We start from the raw sequence: 26,015 nt of genomic DNA on the forward strand, positions 1-26,015 counted from the left end.
AAATCCTCCGTGATGGGTTATACGTGCCTGCCCGCGCCGCCCCGGGGAGCAGGCACGGGCAAGTGGCGCCGCGACGGGCGCCATCAACCGGTTAAAAGTCAGTCCTGGGCCTGCAGGGCGTCCTGCAGCAGGGTGAAGAGATCGTCGATCTGGCTGCGCTCGATGATGAGGGGCGGCGACAGGGCGATGATGTCGCCGGTGACCCGAATAAGCGCCCCCTTCTCGAAGCAGCGCACGAACACCTCGTAGGCGCGCTTGCCCGGCGCATCCGGCATGGACTCGAGCTCGATGCCCGCTACCAGCCCGTAGTTGCGCACATCCTTCACGTGCTTGCAGCCCTTCAGCGAATGGGCCGCCTCCTCCCAGTAGCCCGCCAGATCGGCGGCGCGGCTCAGCAGGTTCTCGTTGCGATAGATTTCGAGGGTCGCGAGGCCCGCGGCGGCGGCCACCGGATGGCCGGAGTAGGTGTAGCCGTGGAACAGCTCGATGGCCCCCTTGCCGGCCGTCATCATGTCGTCATAGATGGCGTTGCTCACCAGCACGGCCCCCATGGGGATGGCGCCGTTGGTCAGCCCCTTGGCACAGGTGATCATGTCGGGAATGACGTCGAACTCCTGGGCGGCGAAGGGGGCACCGAGGCGGCCAAAACCGGTGATCACCTCGTCGAAAATCAGCAGGATGCCGTGTTTGGTACAGATCTCCCGCAGCCGCTTGAGGTAGCCTTTGGGGGGCATCAGCACGCCGGTACTGCCGGCGATGGGCTCGACGATCACTGCCGCTATGTTGCTGGCATCGTGCAGGAAGACAATCTTCTCCAGCTCGTCGGCCAGCGCCACATCCTCTTCGGGCAGCCCCTTGGTGAAGGCATTCTTGGCGATGTTGAGGGTGTGGGGCAGGTGATCCACCCCGCCCAGCAGGGAGCCGAACCACTTGCGGTTGCCGGGAATGCCCCCCACCGAGATGCCGCCGAAGCCGACCCCGTGGTAACCGCGCTCACGGCCGATCAGCCGGGTACGGGTGCCCTGGCCGCGCGCCCGCTGCCAGGCCAGCGCTATCTTGAGCGCGGTATCCACCGATTCCGAACCGGAGTTGGTATAGAAGACGTGGCCGAGCCCCTTGGGGGCGATCTCCACCAGCCGGTTGGCCAGCTCGAACGGCAGGGGGTGCCCCATCTGGAATGTGGGGGCAAAATCGAGGTGGGAAATCTGCTGGGAAACCGCCTCGGCAATCTCACGCCGACCATGACCCGCGTTGCAACACCAGAGCCCGGCAGTGCCATCCAGTATCTTGCGGCCATCCTCTGAGTGATAATACATCCCCTCTGCCGACTTCAGGATGCGCGGCGCCGCCTTGAACTGCTGGTTGGCGGTGAACGGCATCCAGAAAGCGGACATGTCGGAGGGAGTATTGATGTCGCTGATCGGTTTCATGGTCACCTCATCCTTAAGGTGTTTAGTAACTATCGGCCAATGCCTATTAAATTAAACACCTAAAATCTTAAAAAAGGGCTCAAACTTGCCCCATATGGTATCACCCGGCTAGCTGCTCTGAGCGGGGTGGTATAAGATATTTAACACAAATTTAATAATAGTAAACAGTCAAGGAGTGTCTATCGATGGATATCGGTCACCGCCTCAAGGCGGTTCGCACCAAGGCGGCCCTCTCCCAGCGCGAGCTGGCGAAACGCTCCGGTGTGACCAACGGCTTTATCTCCCAGATCGAGAAAAATCAGGTGAGCCCCTCGGTCGCTTCTCTGCGCAAGGTGCTGGAAGGCATTCCCATGTCGCTGGCCACCTTCTTCACCGATGAGACGGAGATGGACTCCGAGGTGATCTTCCGCGCCGCCGACATGCCGGATCTCGGTACCCACCCCATCAGCTACCGCCTGGTGGGCCACAGCCGCGCCAACCGCGCCATCGGCATGATGCAGGAGATACTGCCACCGGGCGCCGACACGGGTGACGACATGCTGAGCCACGAGGGCGAAGAGTGCGGCATCGTCATCCAGGGCCAGGTGGAGGTCACCGTCGGCGAGCAGGTCTACCTGCTGACGCCAGGGGATGGCTACTACTTCGACAGCCGCACCCCCCACCGTTTCCGCAATGTGGATGAGCACGAATGCGTGCTGATCTCGGCCAACACCCCCGCCAGCTTCTAAGCCATGAGAGGGGGATCCCGCCCCTCGGCGGACCCGGCACAGCGAGCCAGCGAGCAGCCCCTTCGCGCCGGCCTCCGGTTTGGCAGGCGCCGACGGCCCGCGCTTGCGGTGCTGTTTGCCCCGCCGAGCGCCCTCACCGGCATGGATTCCGGATGAGGCCAAATCGGCAAGGTGTTTAACGAATTGTTACAAGATGGATTTACAAGCGGCAGGATGTTTAGCATATTGATACGCGGAAACTGACTTTTTGCCGGTTCAAGGAGTGAACATGAGTGACCTGACCCTGGCCCAGTGGCAACACAAGGCCTCCCACCTGACCCTGCCCTCGCAAGCCTTCATCGACGGCAGCTACCGGGACGCCATCAACGGCGCCACCTTCGACTGCATCAACCCGGCCAACGGCAAGCTGCTGACCAAGGTCGCCGCCTGCGACGCCGCCGATGCCGAACTGGCGGTGCAGGCTGCCCGCGCCGCCTTCGACGACAAGCGCTGGAGCGGTCTGCCGCCCAAGCAGCGCAAGCAGATCCTGCAGCGCTTCGCCGAACTGATGCGGCTCAACAAGGTGGAGCTGGCGCTGCTGGAGTCGCTCGACATGGGCAAGCCCATCGGCGACGCCATGGGCTATGACGCCCCCGCCGCCGCCAACTGCATCGCCTGGAACGCCGAGGCTATCGACAAGATTTACGATCAGGTCGCGCCGGTCGAGGAGTCGGCCCTGGCGCTGGTGACCCGCGAGCCGCTCGGAGTGGTCGCCGCCATCGTGCCGTGGAACTTCCCGCTGGTGATGGCCTGCTGGAAGCTGGGGCCGGCGCTCGCCACCGGCAACTCGGTGATCCTGAAACCCTCCGAGAAATCCCCGCTCACCGCCCTGCGCATCGCCGGTCTGGCCAAGGAGGCAGGCATCCCCGACGGCGTGTTCAACGTGCTGCCCGGTTTTGGCCACACGGTCGGTGAGGCGCTGGCCATGCACATGGATGTGGACTGCATCACCTTCACCGGCTCCACCAAGATCGGCAAGCATCTGGTGCAGTGCTCCGGCAAGTCGAACCTCAAGCGCGCCTTTATGGAGTGCGGCGGCAAGAGCCCCAACATCATACTGGCGGATGCGCCGGATCTGGACGCCGCCGCCCGCAGCGCGGCCGGCGCCATCTTCTACAACCAGGGCGAGGTGTGTACCGCCGCCTCCCGCCTGCTGGTGCAAAACAGCATCAAGCCGCAGTTCATGGACCGGCTGCTGGCTCATGCCCGCGAATGGATCTCGGCCAACCCGCTCGACCCTGCCACCCGCATCGGCGCCATGGTGGACCACATCCAGATGGAGCAGGTGCTCAACTACATCGCCATCGGCCAGCAGGAGGGAGCCAAGCTGCTGCTGGGGGGCAAGCGCACCAATACCGAGAGCGGCGGCTTCTACATCGAGCCCACCATCTTCGACGAGGTGACCCCCGAGATGCGCATCTTCCGCGAGGAGATCTTCGGCCCGGTGCTGGCGGTGACCGGCTTCGACACGCTGGAAGAGGCCATTGCGCTCGGCAACGATACTGACTACGGCCTGGCCGCCGCGATCTGGACGGCGGATCTCAACAAGGCGGTGAAAGGCTCCCGCGCCCTGCGCGCCGGCACCGTGTTCGTCAACAACTGGGATGGCGGCGACATGACCATGCCGTTCGGCGGCTTCAAGCAGTCCGGCAACGGTCGCGACAAGTCACTGCATGCGCTGGAGAAGTACACCGAGCTGAAAAGCACCTGGATCCAGCTCGAATAGCATCAGAAATGACGCTTATCTGCGAATTGGGGGAAGAAATCCCCCTTTTTCATTTTTGCCCTTTCATCGCCAGCCTCAATCGATATAATCATCAAATAGACAAGCCCTTAAATATAAAGATAAAAATGTTATTTTTTCTGGGAAGTGTACTGTTTCTGGTGATAGGACTGCCGCTGCTGTTCTACATGCTGGGACACGGCGAGGCCTACGTGACCTGGGGTCCGTGGATCTCCGCCATCGCGCTCATGCTGTGGCTGCTGCTGGATGTGGACAAGATCCGCCGGGGCGGTGGCCGCTGAGCAGGGCAGTACGTCGTTAAAATCCGCTGATCATCATTTATTAACTTCTTTCCCCGCAAAAGGATCGCTACACTGATTTTTTGCGATGTTTTCCCGCATCCAACTCTCCAGTGAAGGTTATCCGCATGCAGCAACACGTTCAGCGCCAGGGCGTCATCTACGCCTTGTGCGCCTATACCCTTTGGGGGTTGGCCCCCATCTACTTCAAGACCATTGCCGCCGTGCCGGCCGCCGAGATCCTGACCCACCGGATGATCTGGTCGTGCGCCCTGCTGATGGTGCTGACCCTGCTCGGCCGCCAGTGGCACAAGGTACAGGCGGTGCTGCGCCAGCCGAAAGTGCTGCTCACCCTGGCCTTTACCTCCATCACGGTCGGCGGCAACTGGCTGCTGTTCATCTGGGCCATCAACAACGGCCACATGCTGGATGCCAGCCTCGGCTACTACATCAACCCGCTGTTCAACGTGCTGCTCGGCATGCTGTTCCTGAGCGAGAAGCTGCGCCGGCTGCAGTGGTGGGCGGTCGGGCTGGCAGCGATCGGAGTCGCCATCCAGATCATCGCCTTCGGCTCCCTGCCCTGGATCGCGCTGGTGCTGGCCTCGAGCTTCGCCATCTATGGCCTGATCCGCAAGAAGCTGGCCCTCGATGCGCTGACCGGCCTCTTGATCGAGACCCTGATCATGCTGCCGCCAGCCGCCATCTACCTGTGGGGCTTTGCCGACAGCCCCACCAGTCATCTCACCCAGAATGACTGGCATCTCAACCTGCTGCTGATCGCCGCCGGGGCGGTCACCACGGCCCCCCTGCTCTGCTTCACCGCCGCCGCCACCCGGCTCAAGCTCTCCACCCTGGGCTTCTTCCAGTACATAGGGCCGAGCCTGATGTTCATCCTGGCGGTCACCCTCTATGGCGAGGCGCTGGCACTGGACAAGATGATCACCTTCGCCTTCATCTGGAGCGCGCTGGTACTGTTCAGTCTGGACGGGCTGCGCAGCGGCAAGCGCCGGCAGGCTGCGGAGCAGGCTTGACGGCAAGGGGGCGCCACGCTGCAATAATCTACAAGCCCGCGTTCGGGTTTCAGGTTATCAATAGTCGATGAGCGCACCCCAATCCCGCATCCACTACTGGCAATCCCGGCTGCTGCCGGGAGTTGAACTCTCCCACTCCCACCACAGGGAGTTCAGCTATGGCCGCCATGTTCACCTGGACTACCACATAGGTCTGGTGCAGCAGGGCGGCCAGAAATTCATCCACAAGGGCAGCAGCCACCACCTGGTGCGCGGCGAACTCTCCACCGTCAACCCGGACGAGATGCACGACGGCCTCAGCCTGCTGCCGGAAGGGTACGAGGTGCGAGTGTTCGCCATCGCCCCCGAGCAGCTGGCCCGCTGGCTGCCGGACAGCCCGGAACCCTTCTTCGACCAGGGGCTGCAGCGCCGCCCCGACCTCTATCAGGGCTTTGCCCGGCTGCACATGTACCTGGACAATCCCAGCCCCGACGGCCTGCTGGCGGAGAGCGAGCTGCTGGCCCTGCTCGGCGACCTGTTGCACATCGCACCCGAGCGCCACGCCCTGGCCGACCCCCAGCTCAGGTACCTGCGCGACCATCTGTTGGCCCGGCTGGATGAACGCCACAGTCTGGAGGATCTGGCCGCCCTGTTCGGGCTGGATCGCTTCGCCTTTCTGCGCCAGTTCAAGAAGAAGACCGGCATGACCCCCTATGCCTGGCTCAAACGACTGCGGCTCGAACAGAGCAAGCGCCTACTCGGCAGCGGCCTGCCGGTGAGCGAGGTGGCGCTGGCGGTCGGTTTCTTCGATCAGAGCCACTTTCACCACGGCTTTCGCCAGGCGTTCGGCCTCACCCCTGCCGATTTTCGCCAGCAGATGCTGGCCGCCAGCGGGCGCTCCGACTAACCCCGCACTGCAATCTTTTACAATCCGGCGATTCCGCAATCCGCCATGCTGTGAACTCGATACTGTCGCAGAGGTTTCCATGTTCACCAGCCTGTTTCTGACCATAGGTCTCATCCATCTCATCGCCCTGGCGAGCCCGGGCCCGGACTTCGCGCTAATCCTGCGCACCAGCCTGCACAGGCCCACCGCGCTGGGCGCGGCGCTCGGCATCGCACTCGCCATCCTGGTGCATGCCACCCTCAGCCTCACCGGCATCAGCCTGCTGATTGCCGAACACCCCTGGCTGTTCATCACGGTGAAGGTGATCGGCGCCCTCTATCTCGGCTGGCTCGGCTGGGGGGCGCTCAAGGCGACCTGGCGCAGCTCGGCCGAGCTAGCCCTGCACGCCGGCGGCGAGGCGCAGGGTTGGCGCAAGGGGGTGCAGCGCGGCATTGCCACCAACCTGCTCAACCCCAAGGCGCTGCTGTTCTTCATGGGGCTGCTGGCCGCCATGGTGACTCCCCAGGTGGACGGCCTGACTCGCGGCCTGCTGGTACTGGAGCTATTCCTGCTCTCCCTGATCTGGTTCGGGGTGCTGGCCTGGAGCCTCTCCACCGTGCGGGCCCAGCGCCTGCTCGGCCGCGTGCAGCGTCCGCTCAATCTGGTCACCGGCCTGCTGTTTGGCGCGGTCAGTCTCTCCATCCTGACCGGCATGGCCGGCGAGGCCTATGCCCTGGTCCTGCACTGACACCCGTGTGCCAGCCATGAAAAAGAGGGATGGCCCAGGCCATCCCTCTTTGCGTTCATGTTTCCTGGCCGGGTAACCGGCCCTCTCACTCGCCCTTCATCAGAACCACTGGCCGTGGCGCTTGATGTAGATGCTCTTGACGGTCTGGGTCAGCCCCATGTAGGCCAGCATGGTGATCACCAGCCACATGAAGTACTTGGGTCCATCCAGAGTGATGAAGCCGAAGTGCTCCGCCAGCGGCGAGAACGGCAGGTAACAGCCGATGGCGATGGCGATCGAGGTGGAGAGCAGTACCGGCAGGGTGGCGGTACTCTGCAGGAACGGGATCTTGCGGGTACGCAACATGTGCACCACCAGGGTCTGCGACACCAGCCCCTCGATGAACCAGCCGGAGTTCATGATGGCCTGACCGTTGACCAGCGGATCCATGCTGCCGTTGGCGGTGGCATAGAGGGCGCCGGCGCCGAACACGAACCACATCAGGCAGTAGGTGCTGATGTCGAACACCGACGAGGTCGGGCCGAGCCACAGCATGAAGCGCTTGATGTTGCTCGCCTCCCACTTGCGCGGACGCTTGAGGAACTCGGGGTCCATCTTGTCCCACGGCAGCAGCATCTGGGAGACGTCGTACACCAGGTTCTGGATCAGCATCTGCATCGCCAGCATGGGCGCCCAGGGCAGCCAGGCGGAGGCCACCAGCACCGAGAAGACGTTGCCGAAGTTGGAGCTGGCGGTCATGTTGAGGTACTTCAGGATGTTGCCAAAGGTCTCGCGCCCCTTGATCACCCCCTCCTCCAGCACCATCAGGCTCTTCTCCAGCAGTATGATGTCGGCAGTCTCCTTGGCGATGTCGGCACCGCTGTCCACCGAGATCCCCACGTCCGCATCCCGCAGCGCCGGCGCATCGTTGATGCCGTCACCGAGGAAGCCGACGGTGTTGCCGTTGGCCTGCAGCGCCTTCACCACCCGCGACTTCTGCAGCGGGGTCAGCTTGGCGAAGATGGTGGTGTGCTTGACGACTGTGCACAGCGCCACGTCGTCCATCACCTCGATATCCTTGCCGAGCAGCGGCACACCGGGATTCAGTCCCACATCGCGGCACACCTTGCTGGTGATGATGGGGTTATCGCCGGTCAGCACCTTGACCGCCACGCCGTATTCGCGCAGCGCGCGGATGGCAGGCTCGGCAGAGTCCTTTGGCGGATCGAAGAAGGTGAGGAAACCGCGTACCACCAGCTGCATCTCGTCACGGGTCTGATAGCTCTGCTTGCTCTCGCCGGCCGGGATGTCGCGGGTCGCCACGATAAGCACCCGATAACCCTCGGCGTTGTACTCCTCGCTGCGGCGCAGCAGGGCACGGCGCTCTGGCGCATCCAGTTCGCGGATCTGACCGCCATCGTCAATGTGGCTGGAGACGGCCAGCATCTCTTCGACCGCCCCCTTGGAGACCATCAGCTGCTGGCCCAGATCGTCCTGCACGATCACCGACAGGCGACGGCGCACGAAGTCGAACGGCAGCTCGTCCACCTTGCTGTAATTGGCCGGCTTGCAGCTTTCACCCAGTGCATCGGCATGTTCGACCACGGCGATGTCCATCAGGTTCTTCATGCCGCTCTGGTGATGGCTGTTGAGCCAGGCCAGCTGCAGGATCCGGTCGTCCCGCTGGCCACGCACATCGTAGTGGTGCTCGAGGATGATCTTGTCCTGGGTCAGGGTGCCGGTCTTGTCGGTGCAGAGCACGTCCATGGCGCCGAAGTTCTGTACCGAGTTGAGCCGCTTCACCACCACCTTGCGCTTGGCCATGGCCACCGCGCCGCGCGCCAGGTTGGCGGAGACGATCATCGGCAGCATCTCGGGGGTGAGCCCCACCGCCACCGCCAGCGCGAAGGTGAGCGCCGACATCCAGTCACCACTGCTGACCCCGCTCAGCATGAAGACGATGGGCACCATCACCAGCATGAAGCGAATAAGCAGCTTGGTGACGCTGTTCACGCCACGATCGAAGCTGGTCTCGATGAGCTTGTGGCTCACCACGTTGCGGGCCAGCGAACCGAAATAGGTGTCGCTGCCGGTGGCCACCACCACGGCGCGGGCGGTACCGCTCACCACGTTGGTACCCATGAAGCAGATGTTGGGCAAATCGAGCAGACCCGCCTCCCCGGCACTTGTGCCGTCCGCCGACTTGCCGGCCACGGCGCCCAGGGTGTCGTACTTCTCCACCGGCAGCGCTTCGCCGGTCAGCACCGCCTGACTGATGAAGAGATCGCGGGATTCGATCAGCTTGATGTCGGCCGGGATCATGTCTCCCGCCTGCAGGTGCACTATGTCACCGGCCACCAGCTCGGTCATCGCCACCTCCTTGCGCTGGGGGGCAACCCCGGGCGAGGGGCGACGCTGCACGGTGGCTGTATTGCGCACCAGCGACTTGAGCGCCTCGGCCGCCTTGGCCGAGCGATACTCCTGCCAGAAACGGAGCAGGCCGCTCAGGCCCACCATGACGCCGAGGATGATCACCTTGACCCAGTCCTCGTCGCCCGGCTCGGCCATCAGCACGTCCATCACGTAGCTGACCAGTCCGAGCACGATCAGCACCATCACGAAGGGGTTCTTGAACGCCTGCAACAGCTGGATCAGCGCATGGGGCGGCTTGTCGTGGGTCACCTCGTTGGGACCAAACTGGATCAGACGGTTGGCGGCCTCGGTCGCGGTGAGGCCGTCGATGTTGCCGCGCACGGCGGTGAGGGTGTACTCGAGGGACTTGTCGGCCTCGTCGAGCACCCGGGAGGAGATCTTCTCCCTGGCACTGGCCGGGGCAACGAACCCCTGCTGTTTGTGCCGGCTGGCGGTATGTTGTTGTTTCATGACTCGTTATCCTGATTTCTACGCGCAAACGGGCCCTGTCGCGGGCCGGGCCTGGCGTCAGTACTGATGTGAAAAGGCAATGGACCCGGCAGCGAACAGGCGGCCACCGCACACTGGGTGGCCCGCAGACAGCAGTCTGCGCGACCACACCGGCGCGTTCGGGTCGGATCAGGGGTCAGGACACCGCATCCCGTTCCCCGCAGGGGATCAGGAGTGGGTAGGCGTGGACCCCGAGGGTCTAGGTTTGGGCTCTTCGGTCATGACGGTTCCTCCGAGTTGAGCGGCAGCAAGCCGGCCCCGGCATATCGAGGGCACGGCAGGTCATCGCCGGCGGGCAGATCCGCACGGCGGCGTTATCGGCAGGAGGCAAGGGCCGCAACGGGGCGACCAGGACCGATAAAGGAGATCAGGATAACCACAGGCAACAATAACGGCATGATGGCCGAATAATAATGAGGAGGGTTCATGGTCCGGTCACATGAGAAATCAACCGCACCCCATGAATATATTGAGAAATAGCCAGCGCATATTTCCAAATATATAAAGAAGAGACCTTCATTATTTAAATTCGCAACGCATCCTATCGAAAATCACATTGTTTTCAATACGAGCTGTCCATCCTGTTATTTCACGCCGGCCTGTTTGTCCCTGCCCACCAAAGATCCGGTGAACGGGCGCAACGGGCAGCCCCGGGCCCATGACAAAGGGCGTACGTGGCAAGGCGTGCAATTGCTGGGGCGCGAGGCGGCATGGCTCGCAGAGGGAGTGGAACAATCCGGGGAGCAACGCAGGTCCCGGCGGGACTGGGTTGCAAGAGTCGGGATGACTCGCTAGATGCCACACTCTGAGCGATCAGAGTGAGGGAGAAGAAGGAATATCAACCTCAGTTCTGATTAGCCCACATCGCGCTGTGCAATCGGCTACAACTGTCGCTTTCCATAATATCCTTCCATCTGTTGATAACACGCCAAGATTCTACCCAGAAATATTTGGCGGCGCAAAATATAAATTCATCTTTTGCCATTTAATTCCAGCAAAGAGCTGCCGGCACATTATTTCCCGCGCGAAAACGGATTCATCCTCATTTCGCTTCCCCTGCCATCATGAATTGATCTGGATGGGGTTTTGCCCGGATTTTCCGGCCATCCACCCGATCCGGGCTGGAATCGGACTCAATGTGGGAATAGGATGCACGGCTTCCATCCATGACGCACAGGAAACAACAGCATGAATCGAAAATGGTCGCTCCCCATCGTGGCAATCGCGGGGGGAGCGTTACTCTGGCTCGGCAACACCTTTGGTATGAAATGGGCTCTGATGGCCCTGATCGGATTCGGCTTCGGCTTCACCCTCTCCTTCAGCCGCTTCGGTATCGTGTTCGGTTGGCGCGAGATGCTGACCAAGCGCAACAGCTACTACGTGCGGGTTCACCTGCTCACCATCGCCATCGAAATTCTGCTGTTCACCTGCTTCCTCTCCTTTAGCCACGCCCTGTTTGGCGATGCCATGGTGGGCAACGTGATGGCCATCGGCATTCCCTTCATCGTCGGCGCCTTCCTGTTCGGCATCGGCATGCAGCTGGCAGGCGTCTGCGCCACCGGCACCCTTTACTGCTGCGGCGAGGGGCAACCCCGCTTCTGGCTGGTGCTGCTCTGCTACGGCATCGGCACCCTGATCAGCAACCAGTTCCGCCCCGAACTGGAGGCCACCTTCTCCAGCCATGTAGTGTTGGCAAAAGACCTGACCGGCAATATCTGGAGCGGCATGCTGCTCAACCTGGCGCTGGTCGCCGCACTGTTCCTGCTGTTTCGCAAGAGCGAACTCAAACGTACCGGCGAGCTCAAGCCCCTCTTCAGCGGCGGCAACCTGTTCTGGCGCGACGGCCGCTTCACCGTGCTGACCGGCGGCATCATCATAGCTTTGCTCAACTCGTCCGTGGTCGCCCTGCACGGCTCGGCCTGGACCATCACCGGCGCCGTCTATGACATGGCGCTGCGCGGTGCCTCCCTGTTCGGTCTGTTCGAGGGGCACCCCAAGCTGGCCCAGCCACTGTTCATCAACCCCATGGTCGGCATGTTCTGGCTCGGCATTCTGGGGGCCATGCTGGCGCGCTGCATCAGCGGTGGCGGCACCTTCGCCCCGATGCGGCTCGGCAACAGCCTGGCCTCCATCCTCGGCGGCCTGCTGATGGGGATGGGCGCCATGTACAGCGCCTGCAACCTTGGCGGCTTCTTCGACGGCACGGCATCGGGCAGCCTGCACGGCTGGGTCTGGATGTTGATGGCCCTCGCCGGCAGTCTGATCGGCATCCGCCTGCGCCCGCTGTTCAAGCTCTGAGCCGCGAGCCATCGATAACAACAACGGGGGCCAAGCCCCCGTTGTTTATTGGCAAGCACCCTGCTCCAGGCTCTCGGCGGAGGCCGTCAGGCCTCGATCCGCTGGCGTTGCAGCCGCACCTCAGGGTTGGCAAAGTTCAGCTGATAGACCGAGTGACCGGCATGCAGAGTCACCTCGGCGGCGCGAGTAGCCGTAAAGGCAGGCGAGCGTTCGGCCAGCAGCGCCAGCCCCTGCGCGAAGAACTGCAGCATGGAAAGCCCCATGCCGTGCTCCATGTTGCGAATGAACTCACCATCGACACTCGACTCGTCGAACAAGATCAGCTCCGCATTGAAGCCCCGTGCCAGCATGGCGCGTGCCATGGCCAGTTTGGCATCGGCAGGGGCGATGGCGTCATGGATGGCGTGCACCATCAAACAGAAGGTCTGCGTCCCCCCCTGCGCGACCATCTGATCGAGCTGGGAGGCACTGAACGCCCGGATGATGAAGGCATCCACATCGAATTCGTGCGGGTGCCCGGCCACCATCCGCCAAGGAGAGTCCACGCACAGCGCCAGCTCCACTCCACCTTGCAGGCTGCACTGGTACTCCACCGCGCCGATGTCCCGTCCCACCACATAGGCCAGATTGGGCTCGGCCCAGGAGGAGTTGTCAAACAGGGCGCGGGCATAGCCAGGGCGAAACTTGTTGACCAGCTGCGCCAGGTAGCCGCCGTAGGAGGAGCCAACCAGTATCAGGTTGTCTCGATTGCCACCGTAACGGAGCATCGCATCTTCGATGGCATTGAGGATATCGAGGGCAGCCATCACCCCGAAGTTCTGGTAGGCCCCATCGGGGGGCACCAACACCCCCTGAAAGCGCAACGGTGCAGCTGGTTGCACACCATCCAGCGCACGCAGCAGCGCGGTATCGGGTATTTTGGCCGGCAAGCCCAGCAGGGCGAGAGCACGCTCACGTTCCTCTGGCAGCAAGGAGATGGCGGCCCCCACCGCCGGGCGCGAACGCATGCAGAAATAGTCGACACAAAGTGCAGCCATGCCGTGCTGCGTGGCCACCTTCTCGCAAAAGACCTGGCTGTAGGCACCCAGATCACCGCCAAATCCCGGGATATAGACCACCAGGCCGCTGCCGGCCTGTTCGGTACCATGGATCCGGTAGCGTACCTGACGCTCGCCACACAACCCCAATTCCACGTCGGGATGACCGACCACCTCGTGCTCGTAATAGGACATGTTGCCAACCTTGTTGAAAGGCCATGCCATGGGCATCGCCTCGACCATGTCAGTTGGGGTCCTGATTATCCTTGCCCCACTCCCTGAACCGGGGAGCATGCGGCACAAAGAGCACCGATGGAATCTTATTTTTCCTGCTCACCCCATTCGGGATGCTCGCTGCCGGGTTATTCCCCTATCTCAACCCCTTGAACAGCAGCAACAGGGCGAAGCCGGTGAACATCACCGCCGACAGCCGGTTGATCCCCCTGGCGAAGCGTTCGCCATAGCCTTGCGCCCCCACCCAGTGGAACACCAGGCAGTAGCCGCCATGCACCACCAGCACCACGGTGCTGAAGGTGACCGCCAGCAGCATGCACTGGCCCAGTGCCCCGTGACGAAAGTCGATGAACTGGGGAAACAGGCTGGTGAAGAAGATGATCGCCTTGGGGTTGAGCAGGCTGATGAGCGCCCCCTTGATGAAGCTGCGACGGCAATCCCGATCCGGCCCGGCCCCCGGCACCGGGCTCACCGCCCGCTGGCGCCAGGAGTTGAGCCCCAGATAGAGCAGATAGAGCGCGCCGCCCAGGGTTAGGATCTGCTGGCCCGCGGCCAGCCAGCGGGTGAACCAGAGCACCGCCAGCGAGGCCAGGCTCGCCACCAGCAGGATGCCCACCGCCACCCCGCAAAAGCCGGCGATGGCGTGGCGGGTGCCCCGGGTCAGGGTATTGCCTATGGTGTAGATCACGGCGGGCCCCGGGCTCAGCACGGTGCCGATGGCGAGCAGCAGATAGAGGGCGTAATAGTCGAGTGTCATCGGGAGAGATTCCAGCGTGGATTGGCTGCCGCCCAGTATATTGACAGCCGCGATGCCAGCCAGACATAGTGGCGCTCGGCTTTATAAACCAGGAGTTTAGAGTGGATCGCTTGACGGCCATCGAGATCTTCGTCGAGGTTGCCCGCGCGGGCAGTTTCGCCGCCGTGGCGGATCGTTTCGCGATGACGCCGGCCATGATCGGCAAGTACATCAAGTGGCTGGAGGCCAGGGTCGGCTCCCGTCTGCTCAATCGCAACACCCGTTGCCAGAGCCTGACCGAGGCGGGCCAGGAGTACCTCGCCGGCTGCCAGAGCCTGTTGCAACACTACCGGGAGCTGGAGCAGAACACCCTGGCCAATACCGGCCAGGCAGCGGGCAGGATCCGCATCAATGCCCCCGTCACCTTTGGCAGCTACCGGCTGACGCCGCTGCTGTGCCGCTTCATGGAGCGCTACCCGCAGATCCGCATCGAGCTGGACCTGTCGGATCGGCTGGTGGACGTCATCGGTGACGGCTTCGATCTCATCTTCCGGGTCGGTCAGCCCAAGGACGCCGGCTACATCGCCCGGCCGCTGGCCAGCTCCGATTCGGTGTTCTGCGCATCCCCGCACTACCTGCAACGCCACGGCATTCCCCTCACGCTGGCGGATCTGGCCCGCCACCACTGCCTGGGATTCAGCCCCTGGCTCGGCCAGTCGAGCCTGGCCGAGGCCTTTCCACTCGAACAGCTGCACCTGTGGGACAGCCCCTTCATCAGCAACCACGGCAGCGCCCTCAAGGTGGCCGCCCTCAACCATGCTGGCGTCCTGCTGCAGCCGCGCGCCCTGCTGAGCGAGGAGCTAGAACGCGGCACCCTGCAGGAGATCCTGGCGGATGCCCTGCCCGCCCCGCGCCCGGTCAACCTGCTCTACCCGGCCAGGGAGCCCCTGCCACTGCGCCTGCGGCTGATCATCGACTACCTGAGCGAGCAGCGCCACCAGCTGTAGGACGCAGCCCTACTCGCCGCGCTGTTTCACCCGGCGCAGATAGACATAGCCCTCCCCCGGGCTGCCCCAGCGCTGATGGGCCTCGGTGTCGTAGGCCCGATCCAGCAATCTCACGCTGTGGGGGCCAATCCAGAGGTACTGCACCAGGGTGCTGGCGCCGCCAAAATTGGTGGAGCAGCTGCCCACCTTGCTGTGGCCGGCGTACTCCCCGGACGGCTGGCGGGTCAGCCAGATCTCGCAGCCCTGACGCAAAGAGAGCTGCTGTGGCGTGAGGGAGTCGAGCAGCTCGGGCTGGCGCCAGGCGCCGGCAAAGTCGATGGCCCGCGGCATAGTCAGCTCGGCCATCAGGATGCGCCCATCAGGTACCAGCGAGAAGCGGTAGATGCGCTGGCGGAACGGACGCACCGCCCGCTCGGTCAGGAACTGCTCGGCATAGACCCAGCGAAACCCCTTGTAGCCGGGCCAGATCTCCACCAGCCGCAGCTCCGCGCTGGTGAAGCGGTTGTCGTAGCTGGCCTGCTCGCGGCTGGAGAACTCGCCGGTAAACCAGGAGAGCAGCGGCTCCATGCTGGCGGAGGGTGCCGTGGTGGTGCTGTCAGGGGGCGTGGTGACGAAGGGGGTGGGTGCCGCCCAGGCCAGGCAGGAGAGCAGCAGCCCGCACAGGGCCGCCATCAGGCTGGTCATCGAATCCTTCCGAATCAGTTTCATGGCGGCGATTATATGAGCGAACGGCGCCAATATCCGCAACCTTGATCAAATGATTGCCGATCCGAAGCAAAATCATCGTATTAGCGTCATGTCCCGGCAATTGGGTGGCTGCCGCCTGCGGGCTGGATCCCGCCTGAACGCCGCTGCACTCTTCGCTTGTGGGCGCTCTTTGAATCGGTTATTTCTCTTGCAATGCCCTGCGCACCGGATGCCAGGGTCGGGCAAGCGCCGCAATCAGGAGCAAAAGATGAAAAGAGCCGTAATCGCGGGCATGGTGGCCATTCTGCTGGGTGGCTGCGCGGTGAAGAACCAGGTCTCCCACAGCCTGCAGGCGATTCCGCTGACCGCCTTCCAGCAGAGCGAAAGCAACCCCAACCAGCGCATCTACAAGGAGCCCGGCGTGGATCTGCGCCAGTACCATCAGGTGCTGCTCGATCCCTTGCAGTTCATCCGCCAGGAGAACGGCCAGTGGTACCTGCTGACCGCCAACGAACAGAACGAAATCGGCCGCTACTACCACGCCACCTTCCAGCGCGAGCTGATGAGCCACGGCGTCAAGATTGCCAGCGCCCCCGGCCCCGGCGTGATGCGGGTGCAGGCCGCCATCACCAACTTCGACCTGACCCGGCCCGACCCCAAGCTGCGGGATCTGCTGCCCGCCAAGATCGCCATCAACGTCACCCGCGAGGTGATCGGCAAGGAGCCTTATCTGCTCAAGGTGGGCAGCATGGCCCAACTGCTCGACTCCCAGAACGGCAAGCTGCTGGTGCGGGTGATGGATGCGCGCGAGAGCCCGGACACCACCCACAAGGACAGCCCCATCACCGCCAGCGAGATGGAGAAGATGATCGACCAGTGGGCCGCCGGCCGCGCCAAGCAGCTGGCCGACAACCTGGGCCGCTAGTCCGGCTCGCCGCCTCCCGGGCGCAAAGCGCCCACCTCCAGCCCCGTGCGCCCAGCACGGGGCCGCCTGTTTCCCCTTTCATTCGACAAGGAGCCGTCATGAACCGTCACCCCAGCATCAAGCACTGGCGCGAACTGCAGGAGCCCGAGCCCGGCCGCTACTCCGGCAGCGAGGAGCCGCTCTCCCTGGGCAGCGCCCTCGGCAGGCACTACGGCTTTGCCCGCCTCGGCATTCACCACGAGCTGCTGCCGCCGGGCCGGCGCACCAGCTGGCCCCACGCCGAGGAGACCGAGGACGAGTTCGTCCACGTGCTGGAAGGCACCCCGGACGTCTGGCTCGATGGCGTGCTGCATCGGCTGCAGCCCGGCGACTCGGTCGGCTTCAAGGCGGGCGACGGGCTGGCCCACACCTTCATCAACAATACCGATCAGCCGGTGCGACTGCTCTGCGTGGGCGACACCGATCGGGCGGACAACCACATCCACTACGCCGTGCACCCCGAGCGCAACCGCTTCATCGGTGCGCGGCACTGGGATGCGGTGCCCGAGCGCGAGCTGGGGGATCACGACGGCCTGCCCGACCAGCTGCGCGAGCGCAACGGCCCCTTCTAGGGCCCGCAGCCGGCCAGCCGTCGGCAAACGGACGCAACCGACTATCCTTGATGGACCCAAGGCAACGAGGAACAGAGAGATGAGGACAGGAACAGTGCGGCTGCACCGGGTGCTCAAGGCTCCGCCGATGCGGATCTACCGCGCCTTTATCGAAGCCGATGCGCTGGCCAAGTGGCTGCCGCCCTATGGCTTCACCTGCCGGGTGGAGCAGCTGGAGGCCCAGGTCGGCGGCCACTTCCGGATGGCGTTCACCCATTTTGGCAACGGCAACAGCCACGCCTTTGGCGGCGAATACCTGGAGCTCGAACCGGGCAAGCGCATCCGCTACACCGACCGGTTCGACGATCCCAACCTGCCGGGAGTGATGCACGTGACCGTGATCCTGACCGGGGTGGTGTGCGGCACCGAACTCGCCATCGTGCAGGAGGGGATCCCCGAGGTCATCCCGGTGGAGATGTGCTACCTCGGCTGGCAGGAGTCGCTGGCCCAGCTGGCTGCCCTGGTGGAGCCCGAAATCCCGGCGCAGTAACCCGCCTGCGGTGACCCCGAAAACGACAGAGCCTGCCACAGTGGCAGGCTCTTTTTATGCTGGGCAAAGCCCGGATGACGGGATGACGGGATGACGGGATGAGCTTATTGCAGGTTGATGGCGCCCAGGTAATCCCCCTTGCCAAGCTCGACCCCGGCCTTGCGCAGCAGGGCATAGGTCATGGTGAGGTGGAAGTAGAAGTTGGGGATGCCGTATTCATGCACGCAGGTGTAGCCGTCCATCCCCTTGCCACCGGCCCAGTAGGGATAGTAGTGGCCGCTCGCATACTGGCTGAAATCGGCATCCAGCTTGCTCTGCAGATAGGTGAGGGTCTTGGCCACGTGGGTGCGCAGATCCGCCATGGTCTTGGGGTCATCCCCCAGTACCGGCGGCTCGCTCAGGCTGGCGGTGGCCACTACGGCGCGCGCGCTGTCGCAGCAGATCAGCACCTGCTTGCTGAATGGCAGCATGTCGACGATCAGCCGATCGCCGAAGAAGTTCTCCACATTGAATTTCTTGGCGGCGGCGTGGGCCTCGGCCTTGGCCAGGCACTGGTCGAGGTTGGTCAGCATCTTGATAAACTGGGCGACGATATCACGATTCATAATGCGCTCTCGGTTGGTTGAAGGCAGTTGTACGAGCGGCATCCACTATAGCGTATCCCCCCGTTTGTTCGAGCCCGCCCCCGCAAAAAGCAGAATCCACCTGCCTTCCCAGCGACAGGATTGGACGACCCCGCGCGGCAGGCCCGCTCGACCTTGCCGACGCACTGAGTCCCTCTTTGGCTCTTTTTTGATCTGTGACATGCATCACTCTTTGGCAGGGGCGTAGGCTGATCCGCGCAGCCCGGGCATACCGCCGGGCCCCACAAAAGGAGAGTGCCATGAAAATCTATGACCGAAACCGCAATGCGCTCACAGCGGGTCAGCGCGTGATGATCGCCGCCACCGGCGCCGTCGACTTTCTGAAAGAGGCCCACACCGACAACCTGACCCCCTATCAGGCCGAGCATGAAAAGTGCGTGCTGCTGGCCAACTCCCGGGAGCCGTACGCCCCCATCGAGTTGATTAGACTAGGCTGATACCCCGCGTTCTCTGTCACCCTACTCTTTACAATTCACCCGGCCACCGCGCCCCGTCAGTGGCCGGGTTTCTGATTTCCCTTCCCTCATATCTATGCCCCCTGTTTCTACGCAGGTTCGAGCAAGGATGTATCACTCAACCTGGCCCCTGCGGCTCCAGGCGACAGGATGGCGGCCCCCATGTGATTGATTACCAGTAGTGAATTTTGATATTCGTTTGATGCTATTTCAGTGCACTTTCCACCGTCCTAGACTGCTCATCGAACCTTAACGAGGAGTCTTGTATGAAACTCACCCATATCACTTTTCTAGCCAGCACCATCGCTTCGACCCTCTCTTTCAATACCTTCGCCGGTGACCTGGTCTCGGTGCAGTTCAGCGATGGCCGCCCCGCCGTGACCGGGGTCGAGGCGGTCAACAAAGCGCTCAACCCCATCGGCGTCAACGTGGTCACCGTCGACATTCCCGACGCGGCCAGGCCGCTGCTGGAGGCCTCCCACCACCGTGCGTTGACCAAAGCTGAGCACGGCGCCCTGATTGCGGCCTTCAACCTGAGTCAGGGGGAGCTGCTGGAGCAGGCCAGGCTCGCAGGGCGCGAACCCGCGGTGCAAGGGGGTGGCGTCGCCACCGAAGAGACAGGCGTCGGCCCCTACCCCAAGGTCTATGACCTGATGGCGCTGGACGAGCACACCCGCAGCGCCGTGCTCGGCAAATATGGCCGCATGCACGTCAACTCCGCAGAGGACGGCACCGATATCGACGAGGTGATGACGGTGGTCAGCGGCGGGCCGTTCCGCTGGGGCTTTACCCTGCAAGACGGCAGCATCGCCCGCTTCCAGATAGACAAGGTGGGCCTTGCGGACAAGGCCGTGCGGATCAGCTATCACGGGCTCGGCATGCACGCCGGGTTGATGGATGCTAAACAGGGGCTGCTGGTGGCCTTCGCCCACGGCCCCAGAGCATTCACCATGCGCTACCAGGCCGACGTGCCCCACGCCAAACTGCTCGGCACCAACCCCTGGGCCGATGTCGGCATCAGTCTGCCCCCCGCCCCAGGCAAGGCGCAATAAGCCACCGCGGCACCGGGCGGTCGGGTTAATGCCCTGCCGCCCTTGTTGCACCTCTCTGTTAACTGGCGCCTAACGAGCCGGATAGGGTGAATTCGTCGCGCCATGATGGCACCATCATTTACCAGTGGTGAATTATCGGGGGCAGGATGAACAAGATCACGGCGCTGAACGTCTTTCGCCGGGTGGTGGAGATGGGCACCTTCAGGGCGGCGGCAGATGACCTGCACCTCTCACAGGCGGCCGTCAGCAAGAACATCAACGAGCTGGAAGCCTATCTCGGCATCGCCCTCATTAACCGCACCACCCGGCGGCTGAGCGTCACCGAAGCCGGCATGACCTATTACCGCCAGATTTGCGCCGTGCTGGACGGCCTGGAGGCCGCCGACCAGTCCATCATGGCAACCTCCTTCACCCCCAAGGGCAGGCTGAGGATCGGCATGCCCATGTCCTACGGGCTGATCCGGCTCAACCCCCTCGTCTGCGAGTTCCAGCGCAGCTATCCGGCGATCGGCATCGAGGTGATCCTGAGCGACGCCTACATGGATCTGGTGGATCAGGGGCTGGACGTGGTAATCCGGGGGGCTGGCACCCTGGAGGACTCCACCCTGCGCGCCAAACCCCTGTGCCAGGTGCAGCGGGTGCTCTGCGCCGCCCCCGACTATCTCAAAGAGGCTGGTCAGCCCACCCAGCTGGAAGATCTCAAAGAGCACAACTGCCTGCGCTACAGCCTCTCCTCTTCCCCCGATAAGTGGTGCTTTAGCCGGGACGCGGAGAGCCTGGCGGTGGAGCTGCCCCCCGCCAGCTTCTGCGCCAACAACGGCATTGCCCTCAAACAGGCGGCGGTGCAGGGGCTCGGGGTGATCCTGGTGCCGGATGAATTCGTGTCGGACGAACTGGCGGATGGCACCCTGGTCAAACTGCTCCCCGACTGGCAACCCGATCCCCACGCCCTGTTCGCCGTCTACCCCTTCCACAAGGAGCAGTCCCCCAAGGTGCGGCTCTTTATCGAGTTTATCGTCAAGGCGTTTCAGCCGCGGTAGCCCGACAGGCAGCCTCCAGGCCTTGCCATCTCTGTAGCCGAGACACCGATAACCCACCGGCCTTCCACGTGTAAGTTCGATTAGCGAAGCGCCATCGAACGTTAGCAGGCTCGAACATATGGGAAGCAAGGTGGATACCCGCATCTGAAGATCTGCCATTCGTTGACACCTACTTGGGTGACCGTTGGTTGAATAGCTTCACCCGAGACTCAACCCTGCGTTATAAAGGCACAATTGAGACCAACTTAAACAACGTCGCCTTGGCCACCCCTCTGTCCTGACAAGCCAAGAGGCAAGGGCCAACAACAGGCGCCGCACATGCTATGGGTCGCAAAACACTCATCAGGGCATCACGAAGGTACTGGGCCTCAAGGTTGTCACCGGCAGGAGTCTTCAAGCGCTTGCAGCGCCCTCTCCTTGACGAGACACACACGGGATAATGGGGAGAAAACATGAAGGATCAGGCTGCAACCGTACTCTGCTTTGAGCATGTCACCATAGCGAGAGACTGCATGGACACACTCCAGGCGCTGGGGTTTAACGTGATTCGCATCGCCTATTCTGCTGAGGTGTTTACCAAGCTGCCATTTCTCAATTTTGATTACCTCTTCAGCATCAACTTCAACCCCCTCCTCTCTCAAGCGGCCGAAGCGTTGCGCAAGCCCTACATTGCGTGGGTGGTCGATACGCCTTGCTATGGCATGCATCATGACGCCATCTCCAACCCCTTTTCCTTCACGTTTGTCTACGACCTTGCCGTAGCAAGCAGGCTCAAGGAGCGGAGCAATGGCAACGTCTACTACCTGCCGGTCGCCGTCAACGAGCAGCGCCAACTGTCAGCCGAGCCGGGCTATGACCACGATATTTCCTTCATCGCCAACCTGACCCCGCCGGAATACCAGACCCACATCAAGCCACGGTTGGCCGCCGGACCGCTGCAAACGCTGGAAGAGTTGATTGGGCACATCGATGCGCATCTGGAGGGGCGGCCCCTGACCGCACAACTCACGGAGTCTCATATACGGCTTGTCAAAGAGGTGTATCCGCTGAGCGGGCTACCCTACCTGAGCGAAGATGAAAAACTGGCCTATCTGCTGGGGCGCGAACACTCCTATCGGGAAAGGGTGTCCTGTATCCAGGCTCTGGCGGCCCGGTTTGAACGGGTAGCCGTGTATGGAAACCCGGAGTGGGCGACACACACAGATACCTATCGCGGATACGCAGAACATTACCAAGCAATGCCACGTCTGTTTCAACGCAGCAGGATCAACCTGAATCTGGTGCGCAGCTTCGTCGAGTCGGGGCTCCCCATGCGGGTGTTTGATATTCTTGGCGCCGGTGGATTCATGGTGACCAATGACAAGGAGGATCTGCATCATCTCTTCACCCCGGGCAAGGATCTGGTGATCTTCCGCGACAAGCAGGATCTGCTGGAGATCTGTCGCTATTACCTGAGCCACGAGGAGGAGCGCGCCGCCATCGCCGCCCATGGGCAACAGACGGTGCTGACCCACCACACCTATCGATCGCGCCTGATCAGCTTGTTCCAGACCGTCCAGAGTGCGCTGGCAAGCCTGCAACACCCTGGCGTAAAAGCGCATTCAAATAACTGACGGTCATGTTTGCTGTCAGACAGTGAGTGGCCATTCCCCCTGTCAGCCCGTGCAGGTTCGATTAGCGGAGTGTCATCGAGCGCTCCCGTTGGTCACGGCTTGCCTGCAAGGTGGCTCATTTCTGACTGGGTGGTTGGTGCCACTACAAATAGCCGCTTGCCGAGATGGCGGATCAGCAGCAGCGGCACCAGCAGGGTGAGCAGCAACCAGTGGGTGTGGGGCAGGATAAAGGTCCAGATGATCTCGTGGGGCAGCCAGGTCGACGCGGTTGCCGTCATAAAGGCGATGTCATAGGTCTGCCACAACCAGAGTCCGGCAAAGAGCGGCAACAACAGCGGGCGTGGTGTCAGCAAAAACAGCGGCAAGTAAACACAAGCGAGTACGGTGCTGAATTCCAGCATGGCCGGGGTCAGCTCAGCCAAGGTATGACTGGGGGAAAGACCGCTCCATTGGACAGGTGTCCCCTCGGCCAATGCAGGCCACCAGGATGCGTATTGAAACAGGGTAAACGAAATCAGAAACAGCAGGCTGGTCAGCAGCGCCAGCGCCGTTTTTCGTAACAACCACAACCCCAGCCGGCGCAGTGTCGGCATCCACTTAGACATCAATGACTCCCATCTGGTGACGGGGCAGTATGCCTTGGCTGGTGGTATGGTTAAAGCCACCTTGTGGGTTTCCCAACCCCCTTGCCTGAGCCGCCGGGCTTTTCTGTCTCTAAGTTGAAACGAAAACAGGCCTGTAGGTTCGATTAGCGAAGCGTAATCGAACCTACAGCCCTACGTCTCTCTCAAAAGGTGGGTATGTAGTGGTCTAATCATCCCGGACACCATTTTAGGTGGTACAGTCGCCACCATGACCTGAGGTGTTCAATGACAAGATTGCGTCGCTCGTTTACTGCCGAATTCAAACTGGAAGCTGCATCCCTGGTGCTTGATCAGGGGTATTCAGTCCCCGAAGCCAGCCGTTCGCTGGATGTCGGTGAAACCGTGCTTCGCCGCTGGGTTCAGCAGCTTCAATCCGAACGCAGTGGCACTACCCCAATCAGCAAAGCGCTGACTCCGGAGCAGCAGAAAATCCAGGAGCTGGAAGCCCGTATCAACCGGCTCGAACGTGAAAAGGACATTCTAAAAAAGGCTACTGCTCTCTTGATGGCGGACGAGTTCACACGTACGCGCTGATAGACCGATTAAGGGAGCAAGCCCCCATCACCTTGGTCTGCTGCGCTTTCGATGTTCCCACCTCCTGTTTTTACGATTATCTGGCTCGCAGGCGGACGATTAACCGTGAGCGCATGCAGCAGCGCTGCGAGTTGCGCCGGTTGTTCAAAGCGAGCCGGAACTCGGCAGGCAGCCGTGCCTTGATGTCGATGATGCGGGAGCTGGGGTATCAGATTGGCCGGTTCAAAGTACGTAACCTGATGAAGGAAGCCGGGCTGGCATCCAAGCAGCCGGGCGCACACCGTTATAAGGTGGCACAGTCTGAACGACCGGACATTCCCAATTTGCTGGCCCGCGAATTTGATGTCCAGCAACCCAATCAGGTGTGGTGTGGCGATATCACCTACGTCTGGGCAGGTGGTCGTTGGCATTACCTGGCAGCGGTGCTTGACCTGTACACCCGGCGGGTTGTGGGGTGGGCGATGTCAGATAAACCAGATGCAGAGCTGGCCATCAACGCACTGGAGATGGCCTATCAACAACGAGGTTGCCCGTTCGGCGTACTGTTTCACTCTGACCAGGGCAGCCAATATGGCAGCCGGGCATTTCGGCAACGACTGTGGCGCTATCGCATGACCCAGAGCATGAGTCGTCGTGGTAACTGCTGGGATAACGCCCCGATGGAGCGGTTGTTCAGGAGCCTGAAGTCAGAGTGGCTCCCGGTAACGGGATACCTGAGCCTGCGGGAGGCGAAACGGGATATCAGTTATTACCTGATGGATTACTACAACTGGCGGCGTCCACATCAACACAATGACGGGATACCGCCAGCAAAAGCCGAACATCGGCCTAACCGAGTGTCCGGATTTAGTTGACCACTACAGTATCCCAGATTTTTCTCTATCTAGTAGTCATAGATGCAGTAAATACGATCGAATCTTCCTAACGCTAAATCCTCTCGGTGGACAATAAAATTCAACCGCATAGAGTGCTCACTATAGAGGACTTTGAGCAGCACCAGATAATCTTCGGCATTGCCGCCCAATTCAGCCGCAGCGTGAAGTTCGGGGGCTTTATAGCGACTATCTCCATGGCCATTAATGCTGGCGATACCATCGTAATACGGCAGCGGCTGCTCGGGGACGAGCAATGCCTGTAAATTGGATGACTGCCAGCCGGGCAATGCCGCCCATTGCGATGGAGTGAGAATCTGACCGGGGACTAATCCGTGCTTATTCATTTGCATCAGCTCATAGCCCTTGAGCTGATCTTGCCACTCAGGCGCCAATTCATCATCCGCAACCTCTATGGCTTCCAGCACCATAGCTTGCTGCGGTTCAGGTAGCGCTTGTAAACGAGCCTTGGCTAACCTTACTAAATGCGGGTTGTCACTATTAATCATGTCAGGGGCTATCATCTTAATGCTGGCAATCCCCTGAAGTTGGTAAGCCACCTCATACTCATGGTTTGCACAGACAGCATCGTCGAACTTAAGTTCAGCAATCGCTTCCCCAGAGTTCAGTTGCTGATCTTCAGCGACATAATAAACATGGCCGCGAAGCATTTCCGAGCATCGCCAGCGCTCCAAAAAGAACAACAATCGCCCCTCTCGGGGCAAGTAGGATTGTAACGCTTTCAGTTCACTACAATTGAGCTGCGCGATAAATTGCATGGGCACACGATAGGCTTGCGCAACCTCATCCCAACCCCAAGATTGCGACCACCTATAATGCTCCTCGATATACTCGCGAGTATGGTCGAATTCCTCAGCGTAAGCATCCAGCATCTCCTCCCGTCCAACCAAAGTCACCGGATAATCCATGCCGACAGGCAAATCCGGCAATCCCCCGAGCCGGCTGTTACCTAACTGGGTATAGTCTTCGATTGCACTGGGATAGAGATCGACACTACTGCGAATAAACGCCGATAGCGTATGAGCAAGATGCGGGTCTTTAAACTGCGCCAGCTTTTGCTCGAGCAGCTGCTGACGAATGGGGGAATTTTCTGCTAACAACATATCCATATTTACCTCACCAAAAAAATTATTATGCCCCCCCTGATTTTGGTAACCCGATCACTTGGTAGTGGGATCGATAGGTCACCGTTTGCTAATTACCCTATGATCTTCTCCGCTTGGGATAAATCAATCAAATAATGGGCTCATAGGTTCGAATAGCGAATCATATTCGGACGATCGCGTCATTAAATATGTTGCGATAACGGATA

Annotated in this window: 24 protein-coding genes; 16 read left to right on the forward strand and 8 right to left on the reverse strand. The window is 61.5% G+C overall.

The features are described 5' to 3' along the window. Window positions 1–98 precede the first annotated feature (98 nt). Window positions 99–1,430, reverse strand: a complete 1,332-nt coding sequence (locus R2E40_RS21775) for an aspartate aminotransferase family protein (RefSeq protein ID WP_318164364.1) — start codon at window positions 1,428–1,430, stop codon at window positions 99–101. 185 nt (window positions 1,431–1,615) lie between these two features. Here R2E40_RS21775 and R2E40_RS21780 point away from each other — a divergent pair, with 185 nt between their 5' ends. The 6 genes from R2E40_RS21780 (at window position 1,616) to R2E40_RS21805 (ending at window position 6,863) form a co-directional block, all read left to right on the forward strand. Then, on the forward strand, window positions 1,616–2,158 hold the full coding sequence (locus R2E40_RS21780; protein ID WP_011704252.1) for a cupin domain-containing protein: 543 nt from the start codon (window positions 1,616–1,618) through the stop codon (window positions 2,156–2,158). A 268-nt stretch (window positions 2,159–2,426) separates the two neighbouring features. Beyond that, the gene (locus tag R2E40_RS21785) at window positions 2,427–3,923 is read left to right on the forward strand and encodes an aldehyde dehydrogenase (protein WP_318164365.1); all 1,497 of its coding nucleotides are present in this window, start codon (window positions 2,427–2,429) and stop codon (window positions 3,921–3,923) included. Window positions 3,924–4,048: 125 nt separating this feature from the next. Continuing rightward, window positions 4,049–4,222: a hypothetical protein gene (locus R2E40_RS21790; RefSeq protein WP_016349064.1), complete on the forward strand. Its 174-nt coding sequence runs from the start codon at window positions 4,049–4,051 to the stop codon at window positions 4,220–4,222. A gap of 125 nt (window positions 4,223–4,347) precedes the next feature. Continuing rightward, complete coding sequence (rarD, locus tag R2E40_RS21795; RefSeq protein WP_011704249.1) at window positions 4,348–5,250, forward strand: EamA family transporter RarD; 903 nt, start codon at window positions 4,348–4,350, stop codon at window positions 5,248–5,250. Between the two features lie 67 nt (window positions 5,251–5,317). Then, window positions 5,318–6,136: an AraC family transcriptional regulator gene (locus R2E40_RS21800; RefSeq protein ID WP_318164366.1), complete on the forward strand. Its 819-nt coding sequence runs from the start codon at window positions 5,318–5,320 to the stop codon at window positions 6,134–6,136. A gap of 79 nt (window positions 6,137–6,215) precedes the next feature. Further along, window positions 6,216–6,863, forward strand: a complete 648-nt coding sequence (locus R2E40_RS21805; RefSeq protein WP_318164367.1) for a LysE family translocator — start codon at window positions 6,216–6,218, stop codon at window positions 6,861–6,863. Window positions 6,864–6,962: 99 nt separating this feature from the next. On the opposite strand, the gene mgtA is transcribed toward R2E40_RS21805, so the two are convergent. Continuing rightward, on the reverse strand, window positions 6,963–9,725 hold the full coding sequence (gene mgtA / locus R2E40_RS21810; RefSeq protein WP_318164368.1) for a magnesium-translocating P-type ATPase: 2,763 nt from the start codon (window positions 9,723–9,725) through the stop codon (window positions 6,963–6,965). A gap of 1,227 nt (window positions 9,726–10,952) precedes the next feature. Here mgtA and R2E40_RS21815 point away from each other — a divergent pair. Further along, on the forward strand, window positions 10,953–12,062 hold the full coding sequence (locus R2E40_RS21815) for a YeeE/YedE thiosulfate transporter family protein (protein ID WP_005307705.1): 1,110 nt from the start codon (window positions 10,953–10,955) through the stop codon (window positions 12,060–12,062). Window positions 12,063–12,148: 86 nt separating this feature from the next. Here R2E40_RS21815 and R2E40_RS21820 read toward each other — a convergent pair whose 3' ends face one another. Next, window positions 12,149–13,342, reverse strand: a complete 1,194-nt coding sequence (locus R2E40_RS21820) for a DUF2920 family protein (RefSeq protein WP_318164369.1) — start codon at window positions 13,340–13,342, stop codon at window positions 12,149–12,151. 127 nt (window positions 13,343–13,469) lie between these two features. Then, window positions 13,470–14,090 (reverse strand): LysE family translocator, encoded by a 621-nt coding sequence (locus R2E40_RS21825; protein WP_318164370.1) that lies wholly within the window; start codon window positions 14,088–14,090, stop codon window positions 13,470–13,472. A gap of 101 nt (window positions 14,091–14,191) precedes the next feature. Between R2E40_RS21825 and R2E40_RS21830 the strand changes: the two genes are divergently transcribed. After that, window positions 14,192–15,076: a LysR family transcriptional regulator gene (locus R2E40_RS21830; protein ID WP_318164371.1), complete on the forward strand. Its 885-nt coding sequence runs from the start codon at window positions 14,192–14,194 to the stop codon at window positions 15,074–15,076. A 9-nt stretch (window positions 15,077–15,085) separates the two neighbouring features. Here R2E40_RS21830 and R2E40_RS21835 read toward each other — a convergent pair whose 3' ends face one another. Then, on the reverse strand, window positions 15,086–15,760 hold the full coding sequence (locus R2E40_RS21835; protein WP_041213570.1) for a chromophore lyase CpcT/CpeT: 675 nt from the start codon (window positions 15,758–15,760) through the stop codon (window positions 15,086–15,088). Between the two features lie 271 nt (window positions 15,761–16,031). On the opposite strand from R2E40_RS21835, the gene R2E40_RS21840 reads away from it, so the two are divergent. From R2E40_RS21840 to R2E40_RS21850, 3 genes are all read left to right on the forward strand, one after another. Beyond that, complete coding sequence (locus tag R2E40_RS21840) at window positions 16,032–16,688, forward strand: DUF3313 domain-containing protein (protein ID WP_024944646.1); 657 nt, start codon at window positions 16,032–16,034, stop codon at window positions 16,686–16,688. A gap of 98 nt (window positions 16,689–16,786) precedes the next feature. Further along, on the forward strand, window positions 16,787–17,299 hold the full coding sequence (locus R2E40_RS21845) for a cupin domain-containing protein (RefSeq protein WP_017410560.1): 513 nt from the start codon (window positions 16,787–16,789) through the stop codon (window positions 17,297–17,299). 79 nt (window positions 17,300–17,378) lie between these two features. Further along, window positions 17,379–17,828: an SRPBCC family protein gene (locus R2E40_RS21850; protein ID WP_011704236.1), complete on the forward strand. Its 450-nt coding sequence runs from the start codon at window positions 17,379–17,381 to the stop codon at window positions 17,826–17,828. A 104-nt stretch (window positions 17,829–17,932) separates the two neighbouring features. Here the strand turns inward: R2E40_RS21850 and R2E40_RS21855 are convergent, their stop codons facing one another. Continuing rightward, the gene (locus R2E40_RS21855) at window positions 17,933–18,433 is read right to left on the reverse strand and encodes a DUF1993 domain-containing protein (protein ID WP_029302441.1); all 501 of its coding nucleotides are present in this window, start codon (window positions 18,431–18,433) and stop codon (window positions 17,933–17,935) included. Window positions 18,434–18,711: 278 nt separating this feature from the next. Here R2E40_RS21855 and ydfZ point away from each other — a divergent pair, with 278 nt between their 5' ends. The 4 genes from ydfZ (at window position 18,712) to R2E40_RS21875 (ending at window position 22,632) form a co-directional block, all read left to right on the forward strand. Further along, window positions 18,712–18,909, forward strand: coding sequence for a putative selenium delivery protein YdfZ (gene ydfZ, locus R2E40_RS21860; RefSeq protein WP_226032723.1), 198 nt, complete (start codon window positions 18,712–18,714; stop codon window positions 18,907–18,909). Window positions 18,910–19,193: 284 nt separating this feature from the next. Then, entirely contained in the window at window positions 19,194–19,979 is a 786-nt protein-coding gene (locus tag R2E40_RS21865; RefSeq protein WP_318164372.1) for a hypothetical protein, read from the forward strand. A 146-nt stretch (window positions 19,980–20,125) separates the two neighbouring features. Continuing rightward, entirely contained in the window at window positions 20,126–21,019 is an 894-nt protein-coding gene (locus R2E40_RS21870) for a LysR family transcriptional regulator (RefSeq protein ID WP_318164373.1), read from the forward strand. A 452-nt stretch (window positions 21,020–21,471) separates the two neighbouring features. After that, the gene (locus R2E40_RS21875; RefSeq protein ID WP_318164374.1) at window positions 21,472–22,632 is read left to right on the forward strand and encodes a glycosyltransferase; all 1,161 of its coding nucleotides are present in this window, start codon (window positions 21,472–21,474) and stop codon (window positions 22,630–22,632) included. A 92-nt stretch (window positions 22,633–22,724) separates the two neighbouring features. Here the strand turns inward: R2E40_RS21875 and R2E40_RS21880 are convergent, their stop codons facing one another. Further along, complete coding sequence (locus R2E40_RS21880; protein WP_318164375.1) at window positions 22,725–23,237, reverse strand: hypothetical protein; 513 nt, start codon at window positions 23,235–23,237, stop codon at window positions 22,725–22,727. Between the two features lie 264 nt (window positions 23,238–23,501). On the opposite strand from R2E40_RS21880, the gene R2E40_RS21885 reads away from it, so the two are divergent. After that, a protein-coding gene (locus R2E40_RS21885; protein WP_318164089.1) for an IS3 family transposase occupies window positions 23,502–24,664 on the forward strand; the annotation gives its coding sequence in 2 pieces (ribosomal slippage) (window positions 23,502–23,757 and window positions 23,757–24,664; 1,164 coding nt in all). 29 nt (window positions 24,665–24,693) lie between these two features. On the opposite strand, the gene R2E40_RS21890 is transcribed toward R2E40_RS21885, so the two are convergent. Then, complete coding sequence (locus tag R2E40_RS21890; protein WP_318164376.1) at window positions 24,694–25,812, reverse strand: DUF1963 domain-containing protein; 1,119 nt, start codon at window positions 25,810–25,812, stop codon at window positions 24,694–24,696. Between the last annotated feature and the right edge of the window lie 203 nt (window positions 25,813–26,015).

The organism is Aeromonas sp. CD, from assembly GCF_033349375.1.
GTDB lineage: Bacteria > Pseudomonadota > Gammaproteobacteria > Enterobacterales > Aeromonadaceae > Aeromonas > Aeromonas hydrophila.

What these genes read in the sequence shown, in the direction of transcription:
- R2E40_RS21850 (WP_011704236.1), top strand. Translation starts at nt 17,379, where the DNA reads ATGAGGACAGGAACAGTGCGGCTGCACCGGGTGCTCAAGGCTCCGCCG.
- ydfZ (WP_226032723.1), top strand. Translation starts at nt 18,712, where the DNA reads ATGAAAATCTATGACCGAAACCGCAATGCGCTCACAGCGGGTCAGCGC.
- R2E40_RS21890 (WP_318164376.1), bottom strand. Translation starts at nt 25,812, where the DNA reads ATGGATATGTTGTTAGCAGAAAATTCCCCCATTCGTCAGCAGCTGCTC.
- R2E40_RS21835 (WP_041213570.1), bottom strand. Translation starts at nt 15,760, where the DNA reads ATGACCAGCCTGATGGCGGCCCTGTGCGGGCTGCTGCTCTCCTGCCTG.
- R2E40_RS21805 (WP_318164367.1), top strand. Translation starts at nt 6,216, where the DNA reads ATGTTCACCAGCCTGTTTCTGACCATAGGTCTCATCCATCTCATCGCC.
- R2E40_RS21780 (WP_011704252.1), top strand. Translation starts at nt 1,616, where the DNA reads ATGGATATCGGTCACCGCCTCAAGGCGGTTCGCACCAAGGCGGCCCTC.
- R2E40_RS21870 (WP_318164373.1), top strand. Translation starts at nt 20,126, where the DNA reads ATGAACAAGATCACGGCGCTGAACGTCTTTCGCCGGGTGGTGGAGATG.
- R2E40_RS21855 (WP_029302441.1), bottom strand. Translation starts at nt 18,433, where the DNA reads ATGAATCGTGATATCGTCGCCCAGTTTATCAAGATGCTGACCAACCTC.
- R2E40_RS21840 (WP_024944646.1), top strand. Translation starts at nt 16,032, where the DNA reads ATGAAAAGAGCCGTAATCGCGGGCATGGTGGCCATTCTGCTGGGTGGC.
- R2E40_RS21845 (WP_017410560.1), top strand. Translation starts at nt 16,787, where the DNA reads ATGAACCGTCACCCCAGCATCAAGCACTGGCGCGAACTGCAGGAGCCC.
- R2E40_RS21820 (WP_318164369.1), bottom strand. Translation starts at nt 13,342, where the DNA reads ATGGTCGAGGCGATGCCCATGGCATGGCCTTTCAACAAGGTTGGCAAC.
- mgtA (WP_318164368.1), bottom strand. Translation starts at nt 9,725, where the DNA reads ATGAAACAACAACATACCGCCAGCCGGCACAAACAGCAGGGGTTCGTT.
- R2E40_RS21865 (WP_318164372.1), top strand. Translation starts at nt 19,194, where the DNA reads ATGAAACTCACCCATATCACTTTTCTAGCCAGCACCATCGCTTCGACC.
- R2E40_RS21880 (WP_318164375.1), bottom strand. Translation starts at nt 23,237, where the DNA reads ATGTCTAAGTGGATGCCGACACTGCGCCGGCTGGGGTTGTGGTTGTTA.
- R2E40_RS21785 (WP_318164365.1), top strand. Translation starts at nt 2,427, where the DNA reads ATGAGTGACCTGACCCTGGCCCAGTGGCAACACAAGGCCTCCCACCTG.
- R2E40_RS21825 (WP_318164370.1), bottom strand. Translation starts at nt 14,090, where the DNA reads ATGACACTCGACTATTACGCCCTCTATCTGCTGCTCGCCATCGGCACC.
- R2E40_RS21815 (WP_005307705.1), top strand. Translation starts at nt 10,953, where the DNA reads ATGAATCGAAAATGGTCGCTCCCCATCGTGGCAATCGCGGGGGGAGCG.
- R2E40_RS21875 (WP_318164374.1), top strand. Translation starts at nt 21,472, where the DNA reads ATGAAGGATCAGGCTGCAACCGTACTCTGCTTTGAGCATGTCACCATA.
- R2E40_RS21800 (WP_318164366.1), top strand. Translation starts at nt 5,318, where the DNA reads ATGAGCGCACCCCAATCCCGCATCCACTACTGGCAATCCCGGCTGCTG.
- R2E40_RS21775 (WP_318164364.1), bottom strand. Translation starts at nt 1,430, where the DNA reads ATGAAACCGATCAGCGACATCAATACTCCCTCCGACATGTCCGCTTTC.
- rarD (WP_011704249.1), top strand. Translation starts at nt 4,348, where the DNA reads ATGCAGCAACACGTTCAGCGCCAGGGCGTCATCTACGCCTTGTGCGCC.
- R2E40_RS21790 (WP_016349064.1), top strand. Translation starts at nt 4,049, where the DNA reads ATGTTATTTTTTCTGGGAAGTGTACTGTTTCTGGTGATAGGACTGCCG.